The following is an 18,963-nucleotide window of genomic DNA, read 5'->3' as shown; positions in this document are numbered from 1 at the left end:
GTTTCATTGCGACCATGTAAACGTGCACTTCTTGGCCGCCGATGCTCCTGCCACCTACCGCCACGGACTGTCGCTCCTGCAGGGCTGGCTGCCGCTGACCATCCAGATCATCGCGCTCGTGGTGCTGGTCGCCGCGCTGGGTTGGCGAGCGCGGCGCTGGTGGCTGATCTGGGCACCCGTGGCCGTCTTGGTGGGCGTCGGCGCGGCCGCGTGGGCGCACTGGTACGTCGACTCCCAGGGCATGGCGGGTGATCCCGCTCCCGACTCGCTGTGGGTGTGGACCGGTGTGACGGGATTCGCCCTCGCCGCAGCGATATTCGGCTGGCGCGGGGTGAAGTGGCGCCGCATCGCCGCGGTGGCGGCGGTCCCGCTGTGCCTGCTGAGCACCGGCCTGGCGCTCAACACCTGGGTGGGCTACTTCCCCACCGTGCAGGTCGCCTGGAACCAATTGACCGCCGGTCCCCTGCCCGACGAGACGGACCTCGACACCGTGACCGCCATGCAGAAGTCCGGCACCGTGCTCGACCACGGCAGCGTCGTGCCGGTCGACATCCCGTCGGCCGCATCGGGATTCAAGCACCGCACCGAGCTGGTCTACCTGCCCCCGCGGTGGTTCGCCACCAACCCCGCGCCGAAGCTGCCCGTGGTGATGATGATCGGCGGCGAGTTCAACACCCCCGCCGACTGGCTTCGCACCGGCAACGCCGCGTCCATCGTCGACTCCTTCGCCCAATCCCACGGCGGCAACGCACCCGTGCTGGTCTTCGTCGACTCCGGCGGCTCGTTCAATAACGACACCGAGTGCGTCAACGGCACCCGCGGCAACGTCGCCGACCATCTCACCAAGGACGTGGTGCCCTACGTGAACGCCACCTTCGGCACCAGCTCGGCAAGCTCCGACTGGGGCGTCGTCGGCTGGTCGATGGGCGGCACCTGCGCCGTCGACCTGACCGTCATGCATCCCGACCTGTTCTCCAGCTTCGTCGACATCGCCGGCGACACGGGGCCCAACGCGGGCACCAAGGATCAAACGGTCGCCCGGCTCTACGGCGGCAGCGAGGCGGCCTGGGCACAGTTCGACCCGGCGACCGTCATGGCCAAACACGGCCCCTATCAAGGCGTCTCGGGCTGGTTCGCCATCTCCACCGATGCGCCGAAGAAGTTCAACATGCCGCACAGCGAGGGTGCCGTCGGGCTGGGCGGGCGCGACGCGGACGGCATGCCCACCGATCAGACGCAGGCCGCCAACACACTGTGCGGGCTCGGCAAGGCCAAGGGCATCACGTGCTCGGTGGTGCCGACGACGGGTCGCCACGACTGGCCACTGGCCACCCAGGTGTTCACCGCGGCGCTGCCCTGGCTGGCCGGCGCGATCCACACCCCCGGCGTCCAGGCCGTGCCGCTGCCCGCGGGCGCACCGGTCGCCAAGATCTGATCAGGCGTCGAGGGCGCGCAGCGCCGCGCGGGTGCGGGCCCGGCCCTCGGGAGACGGATCGAAGGTCGCCGCGACGTACTCGTCGACCCCGGCCGAGCTCAGTTCGGCGAGCCGCTCCCGGACCGTCGCCTCGTCGCCGATGATGGCGGCGTCCTCGGGCCCGGCGTAGCCCTCGCGGTCCAGCATGGCGCGGTAGGACGGAAGCACGCCGTACATCTTGAACTGCTCGGCGGCCTGCTTGCGGGCGCCGTCGACGTCGTCGGTGACGCTCACCGGCAACGCCGCCACCACGCGGACGGCGTCCTCGGAACGGCCCGCGTCGGCGGCCGCCTGCCGCAGCGTGGGGCCGACGTGACCGGCGAGCGTCTTGGGCCCCGTCATCCAGGTACACGTGCCCGACGTCCGGCGGCCGGCGATCTTGAGCAGCTGCGGACCCAGGGCGGCGACGTACACGTCGGGCCTCGGCGCCCCGGCGATCATCAGTGCTCCCCTGGTGGTGACCGTCTGACCGGTCGCGTCGGCGGCGTCACCGGCCAGCAGCGGCAGCAGACCGTCGAGGAATTCGTTGAGCCGGCGCACCGGCTTGTCCCACGGGATGCCCCACATGCCCTCGGTCACGGCCTGGTGCGTCATGCCCAGGCCCAGGATCAAGCGCCCGTGTGACACCAGGCTGACGGTCAGCGCGCGCTGCGCCATCTGCATGGGGTGCTGATTCTGGATGGGGACCACGCCGGTGGCCACCTCGATGTCGGGGACCTCGCGAAACGCCACCGCCAGGACGGTGAGAAGGTCCGGCTCATAAGGCATTTGGCTCATCCACACGCGGCGGAAGCCCTCGTCGCGCAACTGGGCGAGGTTCTGCACGCACGCGTCGACCGGATTGTCACGGCCCGCGTCGCCGAGTTGGCCAAACATGGAGATCTGCACGCGTCCATCGAAGCACGAGTGCATCGGTGTTCAATGCCACACATGACCGCACCCTCCACGGCGACCGAAGCGGCGCGACTGCAGAACTTCGGTCCCAACTGGTTCGCGTCGGTCATGGGCACCGGCATCGTCGCGACCGCGGGCGTCGGGCTGCCGATCCACGTGCCGGGGCTGCACGTCTTCTCCCGCGTGGTGTGGGTGGTCGCGGCGGCACTGCTGGTGGTGCTGCTCGTCGCGGTGAGCGTGCAGTGGTTCCGCCATCCGACGGTCGCCCGCAGCCATTCCCACAATCCGCAGATGGCGCACTTCTACGGTGCCTGCCCGATGGCGTTGATGACGGTCGGGTCGGGTGCGATCCTCGTCGGCAAGGACCTCCTGGGGGCGCGGATCGCGGTCGACCTGGCGTGGGTGCTGTGGACGGCGGGCACCGTGGGCGGCCTGTTCACGGCGGTGTCCATCCCCTTCGTCATGTTCACCCAGTTCAACGTCGAACCGGACGCGGCGTTCGGCGGCTGGCTGATGCCGGTGGTCCCGCCGATGGTGTCCGCGGCGGCCGGCGCGCTGTTGATCCCGCACATGGCGCCGGGCACGGGACGCACCACGATGCTCTACGGCTGCTACGCGATGTTCGGGCTGTCGCTGTTCGCCGGGCTGATCATCATCAGCATGATCTGGAGCCGCCTTGCGCACTACGGCACCTCGGGCACCGCGCGCGTGCCCACGCTGTGGATCGTGCTGGGGCCCCTGGGCCAGGGCATCACGGCCGCTGGCTTGCTTGGCACGGCCGCGGCGCTGGCGGTGCCCGCCGACCTGGCCAAGGCGATGAACCTCTTCGCGGTCCTCTTCGGCGTGCCGGTGTGGGGTTTCGCGCTGCTGTGGATCGTGCTGGCGACGTCACTGACGGTGCGCACCCTGCGCCGCGGCATGCCGTTCGCGCTGACGTGGTGGAGCCTGACCTTCCCGGTCGGCACGTTCGTCACCGGCACCACGCAGCTGGCCGTGCACACCGGCCTGCCGGCGTTCCGGGTCGCGGCGCTGCTCGCCTACGCCGGGCTGCTGTGCACGTGGGGTCTGGTCGCCACGCGGACGGCCAGGGGCAGCGTCGGCGGCAGCCTGTTCACACCGCCGCCGGCGAACGCGGGGCCGGTGCGGGCGAAGAAGGATCCGCCCACGCCCGCCTGACCCCAGACATGAAAGAAGCCCCGTGTTGCCGTCGGGTCGGGGGGGCTGACGGCAACACGGAGCTACTGGACATATCGACGCGGTGTCGCGGGGCGTTACACCCCGGAGGTCACGCCTCCAAAATTGCGGTGACGCCCTGACCGCCCGCCGCGCAGATCGAGATGAGGCCGCGCACGGGCCGGCCCGTCTCGGCCTTCTTCTCGGCGAGCTGCTTGGCCAGCTGGGCGACGATGCGACCGCCGGTGGCAGCGAAGGGGTGGCCCGCCGCCAGCGAGGACCCGTTGACGTTGAGCTTGGACCGGTCGATGCTGCCCAGCGCCGCGTCCAGACCCAGCCGCTCCTTGCAGTACTCCTCGGACTCCCATGCGCTCAGGGTCGCGAGGACCACCGAGGCGAAGGCCTCGTGGATCTCGTAGAGGTCGAAGTCCTGCAGCGTCAGCCCGTTGCGGGCCAGCAGGCGAGGAACCGCGTAGGTGGGCGCCATCAGCAGACCGTCGGGACCGTTGACGTAGTCGACCGCCGCGGTCTCGCCGTCGACGAAGTACGCCAGCACCGGGATCGAGTGCGCCTGAGCCCACTCGTCACTGGCCAGCAGCGCCACCGAGGCACCGTCGGTCAGCGGCGTCGAGTTGCCCGCCGTCATGGTGGCGTCGCCGTTCTTCACCCCGAACACGGGCTTGAGCTTGGCCAGCTTCTCGGCCGACGAATCCGGGCGCAGGTTGTTGTCGCGGTACAGCCCAAGGAACGGGCTGACCAGGTCGTCGAAGAACCCGCGGTCGTACGCCGCGGCCATGTTCTGGTGGCTGGCGGCCGCGAGGGCGTCCTGGTCGACGCGCTTGACGCCCATCTCCTTGGCCGTGATGGCGGCGTGCTCACCCATCGACAGGCCGGTGCGGGGCTCGCCGTTGGTGGGGATCTCGACGCCAATGGAGGCGGGCAGCTTGCCGACCAGCTTGAGCCGGTCGACGTTGGACTTGGCGCGGCGGAGGCCGAGTAGGACGCGGCGCAGGTCGTCGCCGAACGCGATGGGTGCGTCGGAGGTGGTGTCGACGCCACCGGCGATGCCCGAGTCGTACTGCCCGAGGGCGATGCCGTTGGCCACCGCGATGGCCGACTGCAGACCCGTGCCGCAGGCCTGCTGCAGGTCGTACGCCGGCGTGTACGGGGACAGCGCGCTGCCGAGCACGCACTCGCGCATCAGGTTGAAGTCGCGGCTGTGCTTGAGCACCGCGCCGCCGACGACGGCACCCATGCGCTCGCCCTTCAGGCCGAATCTGTCGACGAGCCCTCCGAGCGCGGCGGTGAACATGTCCTGGTTCGACGCGTTGGCGTAGGCGCCGTCGGAGCGCGCGAAGGGGATCCGGTTTCCGCCGAGGATGGCCACTCTGCGGGCTGCCTTGCTGGGCGACTGGGTGTCGGCCACGTTCATCTCCGTTGCTTGACTGTGGTTGCTGGTGTCGAGCGTCATACTACCCACCGTTCTTACTCTGGAGTAAGTTCGTGACCGATACGACAATCTCGCGCGGTCATGGGTACCCCAGTCCCGCACGCACTACCCGTCTCCTCGAAAGGCAGCTCTGTGGCTTCCGACCTGTTCTCGCAAGTGGTCAACTCCGGACCTGGCTCGTTCCTGGCCAAGCAACTCGGCGTTCCGCAGCCGGAGACCCTGCGCCGCTACCGGGCGGGCGAGCCGCCGCTCGCCGGTCCTCTCCTCATCGGCGGTGATGGCCGCGTCGCCGAACCCCTGCGCAACGCGCTCGCCGAGGACTACGACCTGGTGGGCAACAACGTCGGCGGCCGCTGGGCCGACACGTTCGGCGGCCTGGTCTTCGACGCCACCGGCATCACCACCCCCGAGGGCTTGAAGGCGCTCCGCGACTTCTTCACCCCGGTCCTGCGCAACATCGGCTCGAGCGGTCGCGTGGTCGTCGTCGGCACCACGCCCGACCAGACGGCCAGCGTCGACGAGCGCATCACGCAGCGGGCGCTCGAGGGCTTCACCCGCTCGCTGGGCAAGGAGCTGCAGCACGGCGCGACCATCGGACTGGTCTACCTGGCCGCCGACGCGAAGCCCGCCGCCACCGGCCTGGAGTCCACCATCCGGTTCCTCCTGTCGGCCAAGTCCGCCTACGTCGACGCTCAGGTGTTCTACGTCGACGCCCAGGACTCGGTGCCGCCCGCCGACTGGGACAAGCCGCTCGACGGCAAGGTCGCCCTGGTCACCGGCGCAGCCAGGGGCATCGGGGCCGAGATCGCCAAGGTGTTCGCCCGCGACGGGGCCAAGGTGGTGGCGATCGACGTGGAGAGCGCCGCCGACGCCCTGGCCGAGACCGCCACGAAGGTGGGCGGCACCGCGCTGGCCCTCGACGTCACGGCGGCCGACGCGGTCGACCGCATCACCGAGCACCTGCGCGAGCACTACGACGGCAAGGCCGACGTGCTGGTCAACAACGCAGGCATCACCCGCGACAAGCTGCTCGCCAACATGGACGAGGGTCGCTGGGATTCGGTCGTGGCCGTCAATCTGCTTGCCCCGCAACGGTTGGCCCAGGGCCTGGTCGACAACGGCACGATCGGCGAGGGCGGCCGCATCGTCGGCCTGTCTTCGATGGCGGGCATCGCGGGCAACCGCGGCCAGACCAACTACGCCGCCACCAAGGCCGGCATGATCGGCATGACCCAGGCGTTGGCCCCCGTCTTCGGCGAGAAGGGCATCACCATCAACGCCGTCGCACCGGGGTTCATCGAGACCAAGATGACCGAGGCGATCCCGCTGGCCACCCGGGAGGTGGGACGTCGCATGAACTCACTCTTCCAGGGCGGCCAGCCGGTCGACGTCGCCGAGGCCATCGCCTACTTCGCCAGCCCCGCGTCGAACGCCGTCACCGGCAACACCATTCGGGTGTGCGGCCAGGCCCTGTTGGGAGCGTGAGATGACCCAACCGAGTGGTCTGAGGAACATGGCGCTGGCCGCGGCCGGAGCGCTGCCGTTCGTCTCGCGTGGCACCTCGCTGCCCGACCGAACGGTGACGATCTCCGACGTGGCGATCAACCCGGCCAACGTGTCCGAGTACGCCGCGGTGACGGGTCTGCGCTTCGGCGACTCGGTGCCGCTGACGTACCCGTTCGCGCTGACCTTCCCGTCGGTGATGTCGTTGGTGAGTGGCTTCGACTTCCCGTTTGCCGCAATGGGTTCGGTGCACGTCGAGAACCAGATCACCCAGTACCGCCCGATCTCCGTCACCGACACCGTTGGCGTCAAGGTGCACGCGGAGAACCTCCGCGAACACCGCAAGGGCCTGCTGGTCGACCTGATCACCGAGATCAGCGTCGGCAACGAGGTCGCCTGGCATCAGGTGACGACGTTCCTGCACCAGCAGCGGACCAGCCTGTCCGACGAGCCGAAGCCGGAGCAACCGCGCAAGCAGCAGAAGTTGCCGCCGCCCAACGCGATCCTCCACATCACGCCGAGCCAGATCAGGCACTACGCGTCGGTCAGCGGGGACCACAACCCGATCCACACCAGCTCGATCGGCGCCAAGCTGTTCGGGTTCCCGACCTCGATCGCGCACGGAATGTTCTCCGCCGCAGCGGTACTGGCCAACGTCGAGGGACAGCTTCGCGATGCGGTGAAGTACTCGGTGCGGTTCGGCAAGCCCATTCTGCTGCCGGCCCGCGTCGGCCTCTACACCGAGCACGTCGCCGACGGCTGGGACCTGACGCTGCGCAACCTGTCGAAGGGGTACCCGCACCTGACTGCAACGGTGCGGGCGATCTAGCTGGGGTAGACCAGGCTCGGGTCGACGTTCTGCGCCTCGTACAGCCGCTTGTACGGTCCGCCGGCGGCGATCAGCGTCTGGTGGTCGCCCTGCTGGGCGATGCGACCGTCCTCGATCACCAGGATGCGATCGGCGACCGCGGCGATGAAGTCCATGTCGTGGCTGATCACCAGGCAGGTGCGGTCCTTGGCGTAGCCGCGGATCACGCCGGTGAGAAGCGCCCGCTGACCGGCGTCGAGGTTCTCGGTGGGCTCGTCGAGCAACAGCACCTCCGGGGTACGCAACAGGCAGCGCGCCAACGCAATCAGGCGTTTCTGCCCGCCGGAGGGCACCTGCACGTCCACCACCGTGTCGTACCCGGCGGGCATCTTCTTCGGGTCGGTGATGACGGCGTGCACGTTGGCCCTACGGCACGCCTCCTCGATCTCGGCGGCGGTGGCCCCTGGCCGGGCCAACCGGATGTTCTCGCGGATCGTGTCCTTGACGAAGAACGGAAACTGGGCCAGCTTCGACACCTGGTCACGCAGCGAGGCGATCGTGACCTCGTCGATTGCATGACCGTCGAGGAGGATTCGGCCGCGCTGCGGGTCGAGGAATCGCAGCACGAGGTTGTAGACCGTCGACTTCCCCGACCCGATACCGCCGACCAGCGCCACCGTCTCGCCCTCGGCGACCGAGAACGACAACCCGTCGAGCACCTTCTGCGTCGACGAATAGCCGAACACCACGTCGTCGAACACCAGGTTGCCGCGAACGTTTCCGAGCGGCGTTGCGCCCGGCGACTCCCGAACCGTGGGGCGGGTGTCGAGCAACTCATAGGTCGACGCGGCACTCGGCGCCACGGACTGATAGGTGGTGTAGGCGCCCATGACGCGTTGTGCCGCACCGAACATCGTCGGCACCATTCCGGCGAAGACCATCAGTCCCGCGAACGTCAGGCCGAAGCTCGAACTGAACCCGATGCCGACCAGCAACACCACCACCGTGCTCAACGCGATGAACACCTGAGAACCGTTGGCGGTGGCTTGCATCCACATCGTCGTCGAGGCGTCGCTGCGGGCGGCGTCGTCCGACACCGTCCGAAAGCGGCTGCTGCGCAACGCTTGCGCGTTGAAGAGCTGAATCTCGGCGATGCCGCTGATCGTCTGCTCCAGCTCGGCGCCCATCGCCCGATCCGCGGTCATCGTCCGCCGCACCGCCGCCTGCACGTGTCCGCCGGCGACCTTCAGCACCACCAGCGCCACCGGCGTGAGGACGAGCGCGGCCACCGTCATCTGCCACGACAGCGCCACCAGGTAGCCGACCGCCACCAGGAGCACCAGGGTGTCGATCAGGGGCGGCAGCAGACACCCCGTCAGAAGTCGTTGCACCCCGGCGGATTCCGTCGTCACGCGTTGCATCAGCGCCCCGCTGCGCGAGGCGGTGAGGAAGTCCAGTGACAACGTCTGAAGGTGGTCGTGGACCCGTTGGCGGATGTCGGTGACCAGCGCCCGCTCGACCTTCGTGCCGACCCAGGCGTTCACGAGGTACATCAGCTGGGTCAGCACCAGCGCGCCGGCCCAGACGGTCAACAGGACGGCGAACGGCACCGAGCCGGCCACGCCCCCGAGCGGCCCGTCGGTCCGGGCGACCAACGCGCCCCGCATGTCCCACACCTCGGTGAGGTTTCCGTTCGTACCGGCGTCGGCGACGACCTGCATCATGGGGCCGAAGGCCGCCGCGCTGACGTAGGGCAGGGCCGAGGCCAACGCGCCGACCACGAACAGGGCGACGATCGAACGGCGCACGGCGGGCAGCATGCCCAGGCTGCGCCGGATCAGACGGTCCGGCCGTACGCCCGGCTGCGCTGCGTCGACCATGGGAACACCTCTTCTGCCGGCCCGAATCCGTGGTCGGACGCTACGTCACCTCACAGGTGCTCGTCGTAGAACGCCAGCAGTCGTGCGACGGCCTGGTCGACGTACCGCGGCACCCCGTACATCTCATAGTGACCCGCGCCATCGACGACGTGGAGGTCGACGGGGTTGGGGGCCATGTCCCACAACGCCATTCCCGCTTCGTACTGGCCGGTGGTGCCGCGCCGACCGGCGACGATCACCTGCAGCGGCTGGCTGAGCAGCGGGTCGACGAGGTGGAAGGCGTCGTAGCCCAGCAGCAGTGGGTCGCTTTGGCTCAGACGGCGGTTGGTGGAGTGCTCGCTGTACGCCGGTGGCAACCGGTAGAACTCGATCGCCTGCAGGGTGTCGACGTCGGTGATGCCAAGGGCGGCAGCGTCTTCGAGCGTGTCGGGCAGCCAGTTGACCCTTGCCGGCGTGCCGCTGGCGACCTCCTCGACGCGCTGGCGGGCCAGGTCGTCGAGCGCCGCAACCGGACCGTCGGGGGCGAACGCGGCGCTACGAAACGCCTCGCCGACATTGCTGGCGACGACCGTCGCGATTGCCTTGATCCGGTGGTCGGTGCGAGCGGTGTGCACGGCGTAGCCGCCGCCTGCGCAGATGCCGAGCCCGCCGATCCTGGTGGGGTCGACGCCGTCCACGGCACTCAGCGCGTCGACGGCGTAGGAGATGTCCTCGCCGCGCCGGTACGGATCCTCGAGGTCGCGCGGTTCGCCGCCACTGCGGCCCTGATGGCTGGGGTCGAAGGTGAGGGCGGCGAGTCCACGGCGAGCCAGCCGGGACGCGTAGTTGCCGCCGATCTGTTCCTTGACGCTGCTGCCCGGCGTGGCGAGGACGACGGCGGGCCGGCGCGCGGAGGGGGCGAAGTCGTCGGGCAGGTGCAGATCTCCGGCGAGCGCGAAGGGGCCCCGCGGGATGGCGACGTGCTCGATCACGGCAAGCCCGCGGCCGCCGATGCCTGGCTGTCGGCGGGTCTGCCCTTCAGGCCGCGCCAGAAGAGGTTGATCATCAGTTCGGCGGCCTCGTGCACCTCGGCGTCGCCGGTGCTGACGCGCGCCGCCACCGCCTCGCCCGCGCCCACCAACGCGACGGCCATCATGTCGAAGTCGGTGTCCGGCTCGGGATTTCGCGTGCCGGACTGCAGTAGCCTGCCGACGAGGTCGACGATGCGCTCGCGCCCCTCGCGCACGGTGTGGGCGAACGCCTGCGAGCTGGTGGCCTGGGTGTACAACACCATCCACGACGCCCGGTTGGTGTCGATGTAGCTCAGGAACGCCACCACCGCGTTGCGCAGCAGGTCCCTCGGGGTCTGGCTGAAGTCGATCTCCCCGCGGACGGTGTCGACGAACCGTGCCAGCTCCCGGTCCAGGCAGGCGCCGAACAGCTCCTCCTTGGACCCGTAGTACAGGTAGAGCATCGGCTTGGAGATCTGGGCCTGGCCGGCGATCGCGTCCATCGACGTCTCGTGATAGCCGTTCACCGAGAACATCTGCACGGCCGCGTCGAGCATCTGCTGCTCACGCACCGCGCGCGGCAATCGCTTGGTTCCACCGGCCATCAGATCAGACTAGGCAATCGCGCGGCGTTCAGCCTCCGCAGCGCGGACTCTTGCCCTTCAGTGCCGCGATCCGCAGCACCGAGGCGTCGACGCTCTTCGGGTCCAGCTCGCCGGCGGCGACGGCGGCCTCCAGCGCGTCGAGCACCCCGGGAACCTCGTCGGTGGTGATCCACAGCGCGATGTCGGCACCCGACTGCAACGCCTTGAGTGCCGCCTGCGCGACGGTGTAGTGCTGGTTGATGGCACCCATGCTGGAGATGTCGTCGGTGATCGCCACGCCGTTGTACGGCAGCCCGCCGTACCCGCCGGTGCGCAGCAGGGAGTAGGCGGCGGGGCTCAGGCTCGCGGGGTCGGCTCCGGTGAGCCCCGGCACCTGCATGTGCCCGACCATCACCGCGGTGCCGGGCACTTGCGCGAGCTCGCGATAGGGCACCAGGTCGTCGTTCATCAGGTCCGACAGCGGAGGTGTCACGACGCCACCCTCGTGGGAGTCGCCGGAGGCGTGGCCGTGTCCCGGGAAGTGCTTGAGAACCGGCGTGACGCCGGCCTCGAGCAGTCCCCGCGCGTAGGCGCCGGCGTACTCGGTGACCTTCTGCGGGTCCGCGCTGAAGGAGCGGTCCCCGATCACGGTGTCGTCGTCCTGGTCGGAGACGTCGGCGTCGGGCGCGAAGTCGACCGTGATGCCGAGGTCCTTCATCGCCTTGCCGCGGGCCAGCGCGATGTCGTGGACCTCCTGCGACGAGACCGTCCTGCCGAGCACGCGGGCCGACTCCTGCACCCCGATGAGGCTCTTGAGTCGCGAGACCCGGCCACCCTCCTCGTCGGTGCTCACCGCCAGCGGCAGGGCGCCCGCCGAGGCGGCGATCTCCTTGAGCGGATCGCCCAGCATGGTCAGGTCGGTCCAACTGCCGATCATGATGCCGCCGACGTGGTCCTTGGCCACCACCGCGCGGGCGTCGTCGGCGCCGGTGACACCGACCATCAGCATCTGGGCCAGCTTGTCGCGCGTGGACATGGCGGCGAGCAGGGCGTCGCCGTCGCCGCAGACGGGCGCCTCCGCCGGGGGCAGCGGGGTGGGGCTCGGCGTCGGCGACGGCGCCGAAGCCGTGTCGCGGTGCTTCACGACGTACACGCTGGCCACCACGACGGCGGCGATCGCGAGCACCGCGAGGACGATCGACACGATGGTCGTCCGCTGGCTGGGACCCTTCGAGTCATCTCCTGCGGCGCGGCCCAACGGCATGGGGCGAATCGTAGCGGCTGGGTAATCTCCGGGGCATGCCGCTGCGATCCGGGGACGTGTTCGCGGGGTACACCGTGGTGCGCCAGCTGGGCGAGGGCGCCAGCGGCGCGGTGTATCTCACCGCGCATCCGCGGACGTTGCGTCAGGACGCGCTGCGGGTACTGCCTGCGGCGGCGTCGGCCAATCCGGACTTCCGGGCCCGCTTCCACCGACGCGCCGACATGGCCGCGACGCTGTGGCACCCGCACGTGGTCGGCGTGCACGAGCACGGCGAATTCCGTGGCCTGTTGTGGGCGTCGATGGACTTCGTCGACGGCACCGACGCCGCCGCGCTGATGCGCGACCGGTACGACACCGGGATGCCCGCCGACCAGGTCCTCGACATCGTCACCGCCGTCGCCGACGCGCTGGACCACGCCCACGCCCGGCGGTTGGCGCACGGCGACGTCACGGCGTCGAGCATCCTGCTGACCAACGAGCGGCGGCGGCGCGCGTCGTTGACGGACTTCGGCGTCCCCCGGGGTGACGACGACGCCAGGGCCGACCAGTACGGGCTCGCCGCGACGGCCCGCCACCTGCTCAGCGGCGTGCCGCCGGCGGCGGACGTCCGTCCGCTGGGTGCCACCCGTCAAGACCTGGCCGCCTTCGACCCCGCGTTGCTGCGTGCGCTGGCGGCCGACCCGCGGGACCGCTTCGAGGCGTGCCTGGACTTCGCGGCCGCGCTGCGGGACGCCGCGACCGCGGCCACGCAGGCCCAGCCGATCGCCGATCCCGCCGCTTACGCCCCGACCGAACACCTGGCCAACCCCACGACCGGGTCGGGCCTGCCCGAGGTCTTCGTCGCGGCGTGGTCGGCCGAAGAGCCCGATCCGTTGGCCGACGTCGGTCCGGAGGTCGACCCGGAGTTCGCCCCGACGATGGCCGCCGGTCAGCTCTCGGCCCCGTCGTACCCGGCCGAGCCGTACCCTCCCGAGCCGGCGTTCGACGAGCCCGAGTTCGTGCCGCCCGCCTCGGGCGCGGGCCGCATCTGGGCGTTCACCGGGGTCGCCGCGCTGCTGGCGCTCGTCGTCGTCCTGGTGATCGTCGTCGTCCGTGGCGGGGGCGCCGACGCCGGCCCCGGCCCCACCTCGTCGCCGTCGGCCGCGGCACCGTCGTCGCCGGTGGACGACGCGCCCACCACCGGCGTCGGCGGCCGGCCCAGACCAGCCGAGATCCGGGGTGCCGACCCGACCGGTGAGGACTGCGAGGGCGGGTTCCAGATCACCGGCCAGGCGGGGTGGGCCAGCCAGGGCGTGCGCGGCAGCCCCGCCGCCACCTGCTCCTTCGTCGGCAACGTGCTGAAGGCGTATTGGGACGCTGCGGACCCCAGCCGTGAACCGCGGTCCGTGGTGGCCGCCGGCGCGATTCCCTGCGCGGAGGGCGCCGCCTGCGTGGGCGACAAGTTCCTCGTGACGTGTTCCGCGGAGGGCTCGGACCCCTGGATCACCTGCCGCGGGGGTCGCGACGCCGTCGTGATCCTCTACTAGTCCTCCCGCCGCCGTGCCGCCGACGAGTGCTACCTTGGCCGGGTGGATCGGTTCGTCTTGCCCGCTGCGGCCAGCATCGTCGTCGGGCTGTTGCTTGGTGCGGCGGCCATCTTCGGCGTGACGTTGATGGTTCAGCAGGACACCAAGCCCCCGCTGCAGGCCGGCGATCCGGGATCCTCCGTCCTCAACAGGGTCGAGTACGGCGACCGGACCTAGGTTCTGTCCGCCCCACCGAATCTGCCCGACCCCGTCAGCCGTCGCTGGCTGTGGCTCGTCGCAGTCCTCTCCCTCGCGCTCAGCTTCGCCCAAGCGCCGGGCCGCACGTCGCCGGACACCAAACTCGACCTGACGGCCAACCCGCTGCGATTCCTCGCCAGGGCCGCCGATCTGTGGAACAGCGACCTCCCGTTCGGACAGGCGCAGAACCAGGCCTACGGCTACCTCTTTCCCCACGGCGCGTTCTTCCTCGCCGGTGACCTCGTCGGGTTGCCCGGCTGGGTGATTCAACGGCTGTGGTGGGCGCTGCTGCTCGCGGTCGGGTTTTGGGGAGTCCTCCGGCTGGCCGAGACCCTAGGCATCGGCAGTCGCAGTTCTCGGGTGGTGGCCGCGCTGGCGTTCGCGCTGTCGCCGCGGGTGCTGACGACGCTTGGCGCCATCTCCTCGGAGACGCTGCCGATGATGCTCGCGCCGTGGGTGCTGCTCGCCGTGATCGTGGCCCTGAGAGGCCAGGGGTCGGTGCGCGTGCTGGCGGCCCGTTCGGCATTGGCGGTCGCGTTGATGGGCGCGGTGAACGCGGTGGCGACCCTGACGGCCTGCCTGGCGGCGCTGATCTGGTGGGCGGCGCATCGCCCGAACCGGCTGTGGTGGCGGTTCACCGGGTGGTGGGTGCTGTCGGGTGCGCTTGCCGTGACGTGGTGGGTGGTCGCGCTGCTGATGCTCGGGCGGGTGAGCCCGCCGTTCCTCGACTTCATCGAGTCCTCCGGGGTCACGACGCAATGGCTGTCGCTGGTGGAGGTGCTCCGGGGCACCTACAGCTGGACGCCGTTCGTCGCGCCGAACGCGACCGCGGGGGCGTCGCTGGTGACGGGGTCGCTCGCCGTGCTGGCGACGACGTTGGTGGCGGCGGCCGGGCTGGCCGGCCTTGCGCTGCGGTCGATGCCGGGCCGCGGCAGGCTGATCGCGATCCTCCTGGTCGGCGTCTCGCTGCTGGCGGTGGGCTACTCCGGGGGCCTTGGCAGCCCGTTCGCGCACGACGTCCAGGCCTTCCTGGACGCCGACGGCACGCCGCTGCGCAACGTGCACAAGCTGGAACCGCTGATCCGGCTGCCGCTGGTGCTCGGCGTCGCGCACCTGCTGGCCCGCATCCCGCTGCCCGGCAGCGCCCCGCGACGCGACTGGCTGCAGGCGCTGGCCCACCCCGAACGCGACAAGAGGGTCGCCGTCGGCGCCGTCGTACTGGTCGCGCTGGCCGTGGCCACGTCGCTGGCCTGGACGGGCCGGTTGGCCCCGCCCGGCACCTTCACCGCGATACCTCGGTACTGGCACGACGCCGCGGACTGGCTCGACGAGCACAACGCGCCCACCCCGGGTCGGGTCCTGGTGGTTCCCGGCGCGCCGTTCGCGACGCAGACGTGGGGCAACAGCCACGACGAGCCGCTGCAGGTGCTGGGCGACAGCCCGTGGGGGGTGCGGGACTCGATTCCGCTGACGCCGCCGGAGACCATCCGCGCGCTGGACTCGGTGCAACGGCTGTTCGCCGCCGGCAGACCGTCGGTCGGTCTCGCCGACACCCTTGCGCGTCAAGGTGTTTCGTACCTCGTCGTGCGCAACGACCTCGATCCGGAGACGTCGCGGTCGGCCCGCCCGCTGTTGGTGCACCGCGTCGTGGACGGATCTCCCGGGCTTACCAAGGTGGCGCAGTTCGGCGAACCCGTCGGCCCCGGCACGTTGAAGGGCTTCGTCACCGACAGCGGACTGCGGCCCGCCTATCCGCCGGTGGAGATCTACCGCGTCGACGGCGCGAAACCGTTGCGCCCGTATCTCACCGACACCGACGCGATGGCCCGCGTCGACGGCGGCCCAGAAGCGTTGCTGCGCATCGACGAACGGCGCAGGCTGCTCGGTCAGCCGCCGCTGGGGCCGATGCTGCTGACCTCCGACGCGCTGGCCGCCGGGCTCCCCGCGCCCGTCGTCACCGTCACCGACAGCCCGGTGGCCCGCGAGACCGACTACGGCCGGGTCGACGACCACTCCTCGGCCGTTCGCGCGCAAGGAGATTCGCGAAACACCTTCAACCGCGTGATGGACTATCCCGCCGGTGGCGCCGGCATCGTCTACGGCCGCTGGCCCGGCGGCAAGATCACCGTGTCGAGCTCGGCGGCGGACTCCACCGCGCTGCCCAACGTCGCCCCCGCCGCGAGTGCGGCCGCCGCCGTCGACGCGGACCCCGCCACCAGCTGGGTGTCCAACTCGTTGCAATCGGCGGTGGGCCAATGGCTTCAGGTCGACTTCGACCACCCCATCACCAACGCGGCCGTCAGCATCACCCCGAGTGCGACCGCCGTCGGCGCCCAGGTGCGGCGCATCGAGGTCTCCACCGCGACCGGCACCAGCACCCTGCGTTTCGACCAGGCCGGCAAACCGCTGACGGCGGCACTCCCCCTCGGCGAGACGCCGTGGGTGCGGTTCACCGCCGTGGCGACCGACGACGGTTCCGCCGGCGTGCAATTCGGCATCACCGACTTCACCGTCACCCAGTACGACGCGTCGGGATTCGCACAGCCCGTCAGCCTGCGGCACACCGTCGACGTTCCGGCCCCACCATCGGGTTCGGCCGTCGCGCAATGGGATTTGGGGTCCGAGCTGCTCGGCCGCCCCGGGTGCGCCGACGGACCCGACGGGGTGCGGTGCGCGGCGACCATGGCCTCCTCGCCCGAGGAACCGGTCAACCTGAGCCGCACGCTGTCGGTGCCCGCCGCGACGACGGTGACGCCGACGGTGTGGGTACGAGCCCGCCAAGGACCCAATCTCGCCGACCTCGTCGCCCAGCCCAACACCGCACGCACCCTCGGCGACGCCGACGTGATCGACGTGCTCGGCTCCGCCTACGCGGCGAGCGACGGCGACCCGCGAACGTCGTGGACCGCACCGCAAAACATCGTGCAGCAGCGGACCGCGGCCAACCTGACCCTGAAGCTGCCGCGGCCGACGGAGGTCGCCGCGCTGCGGCTGACGCCGAGCCCGTCGGAGCTGCCCGCCCACCCCACGATCGTGGCCGTCGACCTCGGCAACGGCCCGCAGATCCGGACGCTGCGGCCCGACGGGCCGCAGACGATCGGGCTGACGCCGTTCGTCACCGACACCGCGAAGATCTCGATCCTCGACTGGAACGACGTGATCGACCGCACGGCGCTCGGATTCGACCAGGTGAAGCCGCCGGGGCTGGCCGAGGTCACCGCGCTCGACGGTCGCGGCGCTCCGATCGCCGCACCCGATCCGGGTCGCAACCGCGACCGCCCCATCGCGCTGCCGTGCGGCAAGGGGCCGATCATCGGCATCGCCGGACAGTTCGTCCAGACGTCGGTGAGCACCACCGTCGGCGCGCTGCTCGACGGCGAACCCGTCGCCGCCACGCCCTGCGGCACGACCACCATCGCCGTGCCCGCCGGGCAGCAGGAGCTGGTGATCAGTCCCGGTCCCGCGTTCGTCGCCGACGGCGTGCAGTTGGCCGGCCCGCTGGCCGCCAAATTGCCCAGCGCCCCAACGACTCCCGCGACCACGACCCAGTGGGCGCCCGACCACCGGCAGGTCGAGGTCGCCCCGTCGCCGAGCCGGCGAATCCTGGTGGTGCCCGAGAGCGTCAACCCGGGCTGGACGGCGCATACGGCCGACGGCACGGCGCTGACCGCGGTCACGGTCAACGGCTGGCAGCAGGGCTGGCAGTTGCCGCCCGGAACGTCGGGTCCGGTCACGCTGGACTTCGCCTCCAACACGACCTATCGAATTGGTCTCGTCGGGGGCCTTGCGCTGCTGCCCCTGCTGTTGCTGCTCGCGTTCCTGCCCGTGCGCCGCGTCCGCGAACCGGAGCAGGGCGCCGACCCCTGGCGGTGGGGACCCCTCGGCGCGGGCGCCGCGGTGCTCGCCGTCGGCTGTCTCGTCTCCGGTCTGGTCGGCGTCGTGGTCCTGGGCGCCGCCATCGGGCTGCGACGCCTGCTGCGCGCGCGACCCGAACTCTCCGACCGGCTGACGCTTGGCCTCGCCGCGGGCGGACTGACCCTCGCGGGCGCGGTGCTCAGCAGATACCCCTGGCGCTCGGTCGACGGCTACATCGGCCATGCGTGGGGGGTGCAACTGCTGGCGCTGATCTCGGTGGCCGCCGTGGCGGCATCGGTGGTCCCCATTTCACCGTCGCGGCGCGAGAACGTCCCTAACATCGACTGAGTGCCACTCCTCAACACCGCGCGCGGAGCCCTGGACGTCGCCGACCTCGGTGTCACGCTCATGCACGAGCACGTGTTCATCATGACGACCGAGATCATGCAGAACTATCCCGAGGGCTGGGGAGACGGGGCCAAACGGGAGGCCGACGCCGTCGCCCGGCTCACCGAACTCAAGTCCCGCGGCGTCGACACCATCGTCGACCTGACGGTCGTCGGACTCGGCCGCTACATCCCCCGCATCGCCCGCATCGCCGCGGCCACCGAGCTGAACATCGTCGTCGCCACCGGGCTCTACACCTACAACGACGTCCCGATGTACTTCCACTACCTGGGCCCCGGCGCGCCGCTCGGCGGCCCGGAACCGATGGTCGACATGTTCGTCCGCGACATCGAACACGGCGTCGCCGACACCGGCGTCAAGGCGGCAATCCTGAAGTGCGCCACCGACGAACCCGGCGTCACACCGGGGGTGGAACGGGTGCTGCGTGCCGTCGCCCAGGCACATCGGCAGACCGGTGTCCCCATTTCGACGCACACCCACGCGGCGACCCGGCGCGGCCTCGACCAACAGCGCATCTTCGCCGAGGAGGGCGTCGACCTCAGCCGCGTCGTCATCGGCCACAGCGGGGACACCACCGACATCGCCTATCTCGAGGAGCTGATCGCGGAGGGCTCCTACCTCGGCATGGACCGGTTCGGCGTCGACGCGTACCTGGGTTTCGAGGACCGGGTGAACACCGTCGCGACGATGTGCGAACGCGGGCACGCCAACCGAATGGTGTTGTCCCACGACGCGTCGTGCTATTTCGACGCGCTTCCCGAAGCCACTCTGCCCGTCGCCCTGCCCAATTGGCACTACCTGCACATCCACGACGACGTGCTCCCCGCACTGAGGCAGCGCGGTGTCACCGAGGAGCAGCTGACCACCATGCTGGTGGACAATCCCCGCACGATCTTCTCCACCCTAGGCGGGTACTGA

General features: G+C 70.5%; 14 protein-coding genes. 8 read left to right on the top strand and 6 right to left on the bottom strand.

What is annotated here, in order from left to right; translation table 11 throughout:
* Positions 1 to 22: 22 nt before the first annotated feature.
* Complete coding sequence (locus tag H7J06_RS28350; RefSeq protein WP_264042772.1) at positions 23 to 1,435, top strand: alpha/beta hydrolase; 1,413 nt, start codon at positions 23 to 25, stop codon at positions 1,433 to 1,435.
* On the opposite strand, the gene H7J06_RS28345 is transcribed toward H7J06_RS28350, so the two are convergent.
* On the bottom strand, positions 1,436 to 2,386 hold the full coding sequence (locus H7J06_RS28345) for a TIGR03564 family F420-dependent LLM class oxidoreductase (RefSeq protein WP_264042771.1): 951 nt from the start codon (positions 2,384 to 2,386) through the stop codon (positions 1,436 to 1,438).
* Between the two features lie 18 nt (positions 2,387 to 2,404).
* Between H7J06_RS28345 and H7J06_RS28340 the strand changes: the two genes are divergently transcribed.
* Positions 2,405 to 3,544, top strand: a complete 1,140-nt coding sequence (locus H7J06_RS28340; protein ID WP_264042769.1) for a TDT family transporter — start codon at positions 2,405 to 2,407, stop codon at positions 3,542 to 3,544.
* Positions 3,545 to 3,653: 109 nt separating this feature from the next.
* Here the strand turns inward: H7J06_RS28340 and H7J06_RS28335 are convergent, their stop codons facing one another.
* Entirely contained in the window at positions 3,654 to 4,973 is a 1,320-nt protein-coding gene (locus tag H7J06_RS28335) for an acetyl-CoA C-acetyltransferase (protein ID WP_264042935.1), read from the bottom strand.
* Between the two features lie 150 nt (positions 4,974 to 5,123).
* Here H7J06_RS28335 and H7J06_RS28330 point away from each other — a divergent pair, with 150 nt between their 5' ends.
* Both H7J06_RS28330 and H7J06_RS28325 read left to right on the top strand, forming a co-directional pair.
* A complete protein-coding gene (locus H7J06_RS28330) occupies positions 5,124 to 6,476 on the top strand; it encodes a 3-oxoacyl-ACP reductase (protein ID WP_264042768.1) in 1,353 nt (450 codons plus the stop codon).
* 1 nt (position 6,477) lies between these two features.
* Positions 6,478 to 7,323: a MaoC/PaaZ C-terminal domain-containing protein gene (locus tag H7J06_RS28325; protein ID WP_264042767.1), complete on the top strand. Its 846-nt coding sequence runs from the start codon at positions 6,478 to 6,480 to the stop codon at positions 7,321 to 7,323.
* Here H7J06_RS28325 and H7J06_RS28320 read toward each other — a convergent pair.
* From H7J06_RS28320 to H7J06_RS28305, 4 genes are read right to left on the bottom strand one after another with little or no spacing between them, the layout of a single operon-like run.
* Positions 7,320 to 9,182 (bottom strand): ABC transporter ATP-binding protein, encoded by a 1,863-nt coding sequence (locus H7J06_RS28320; RefSeq protein WP_264042766.1) that lies wholly within the window; start codon positions 9,180 to 9,182, stop codon positions 7,320 to 7,322. The two genes, H7J06_RS28325 and H7J06_RS28320, sit on opposite strands and share 4 nt — an antisense overlap.
* A 50-nt stretch (positions 9,183 to 9,232) precedes the next feature.
* Positions 9,233 to 10,153 (bottom strand): alpha/beta hydrolase, encoded by a 921-nt coding sequence (locus H7J06_RS28315; RefSeq protein ID WP_264042765.1) that lies wholly within the window; start codon positions 10,151 to 10,153, stop codon positions 9,233 to 9,235.
* On the bottom strand, positions 10,150 to 10,776 hold the full coding sequence (locus tag H7J06_RS28310; protein WP_264042764.1) for a TetR/AcrR family transcriptional regulator: 627 nt from the start codon (positions 10,774 to 10,776) through the stop codon (positions 10,150 to 10,152). The genes H7J06_RS28315 and H7J06_RS28310 overlap by 4 nt, the downstream gene beginning before the upstream one ends.
* Before the next feature lie 28 nt (positions 10,777 to 10,804).
* Positions 10,805 to 12,019, bottom strand: coding sequence for a glycoside hydrolase family 3 N-terminal domain-containing protein (locus tag H7J06_RS28305; protein WP_275080022.1), 1,215 nt, complete (start codon positions 12,017 to 12,019; stop codon positions 10,805 to 10,807).
* 35 nt (positions 12,020 to 12,054) lie between these two features.
* Between H7J06_RS28305 and H7J06_RS28300 the strand changes: the two genes are divergently transcribed.
* The 4 genes from H7J06_RS28300 to H7J06_RS28285 are packed head-to-tail and all read left to right on the top strand — an operon-like array spanning position 12,055 to position 18,963.
* Positions 12,055 to 13,545 (top strand): serine/threonine-protein kinase, encoded by a 1,491-nt coding sequence (locus tag H7J06_RS28300; RefSeq protein ID WP_264042763.1) that lies wholly within the window; start codon positions 12,055 to 12,057, stop codon positions 13,543 to 13,545.
* A 42-nt stretch (positions 13,546 to 13,587) separates the two neighbouring features.
* The gene (locus H7J06_RS28295; protein WP_140698126.1) at positions 13,588 to 13,761 is read left to right on the top strand and encodes a DUF2613 domain-containing protein; all 174 of its coding nucleotides are present in this window, start codon (positions 13,588 to 13,590) and stop codon (positions 13,759 to 13,761) included.
* Positions 13,762 to 13,764: 3 nt separating this feature from the next.
* Positions 13,765 to 17,985, top strand: a complete 4,221-nt coding sequence (locus H7J06_RS28290) for an alpha-(1->3)-arabinofuranosyltransferase domain-containing protein (RefSeq protein ID WP_372515429.1) — start codon at positions 13,765 to 13,767, stop codon at positions 17,983 to 17,985.
* A complete protein-coding gene (locus H7J06_RS28285; RefSeq protein WP_264042761.1) occupies positions 17,986 to 18,963 on the top strand; it encodes a phosphotriesterase family protein in 978 nt (325 codons plus the stop codon). It abuts the gene before it with no gap.

This window comes from Mycolicibacterium hodleri (assembly GCF_025822245.1).
GTDB classification, from domain to species: domain Bacteria; phylum Actinomycetota; class Actinomycetes; order Mycobacteriales; family Mycobacteriaceae; genus Mycobacterium; species Mycobacterium hodleri.
This window is presented reverse-complemented; position numbering and strand designations above follow the sequence as displayed.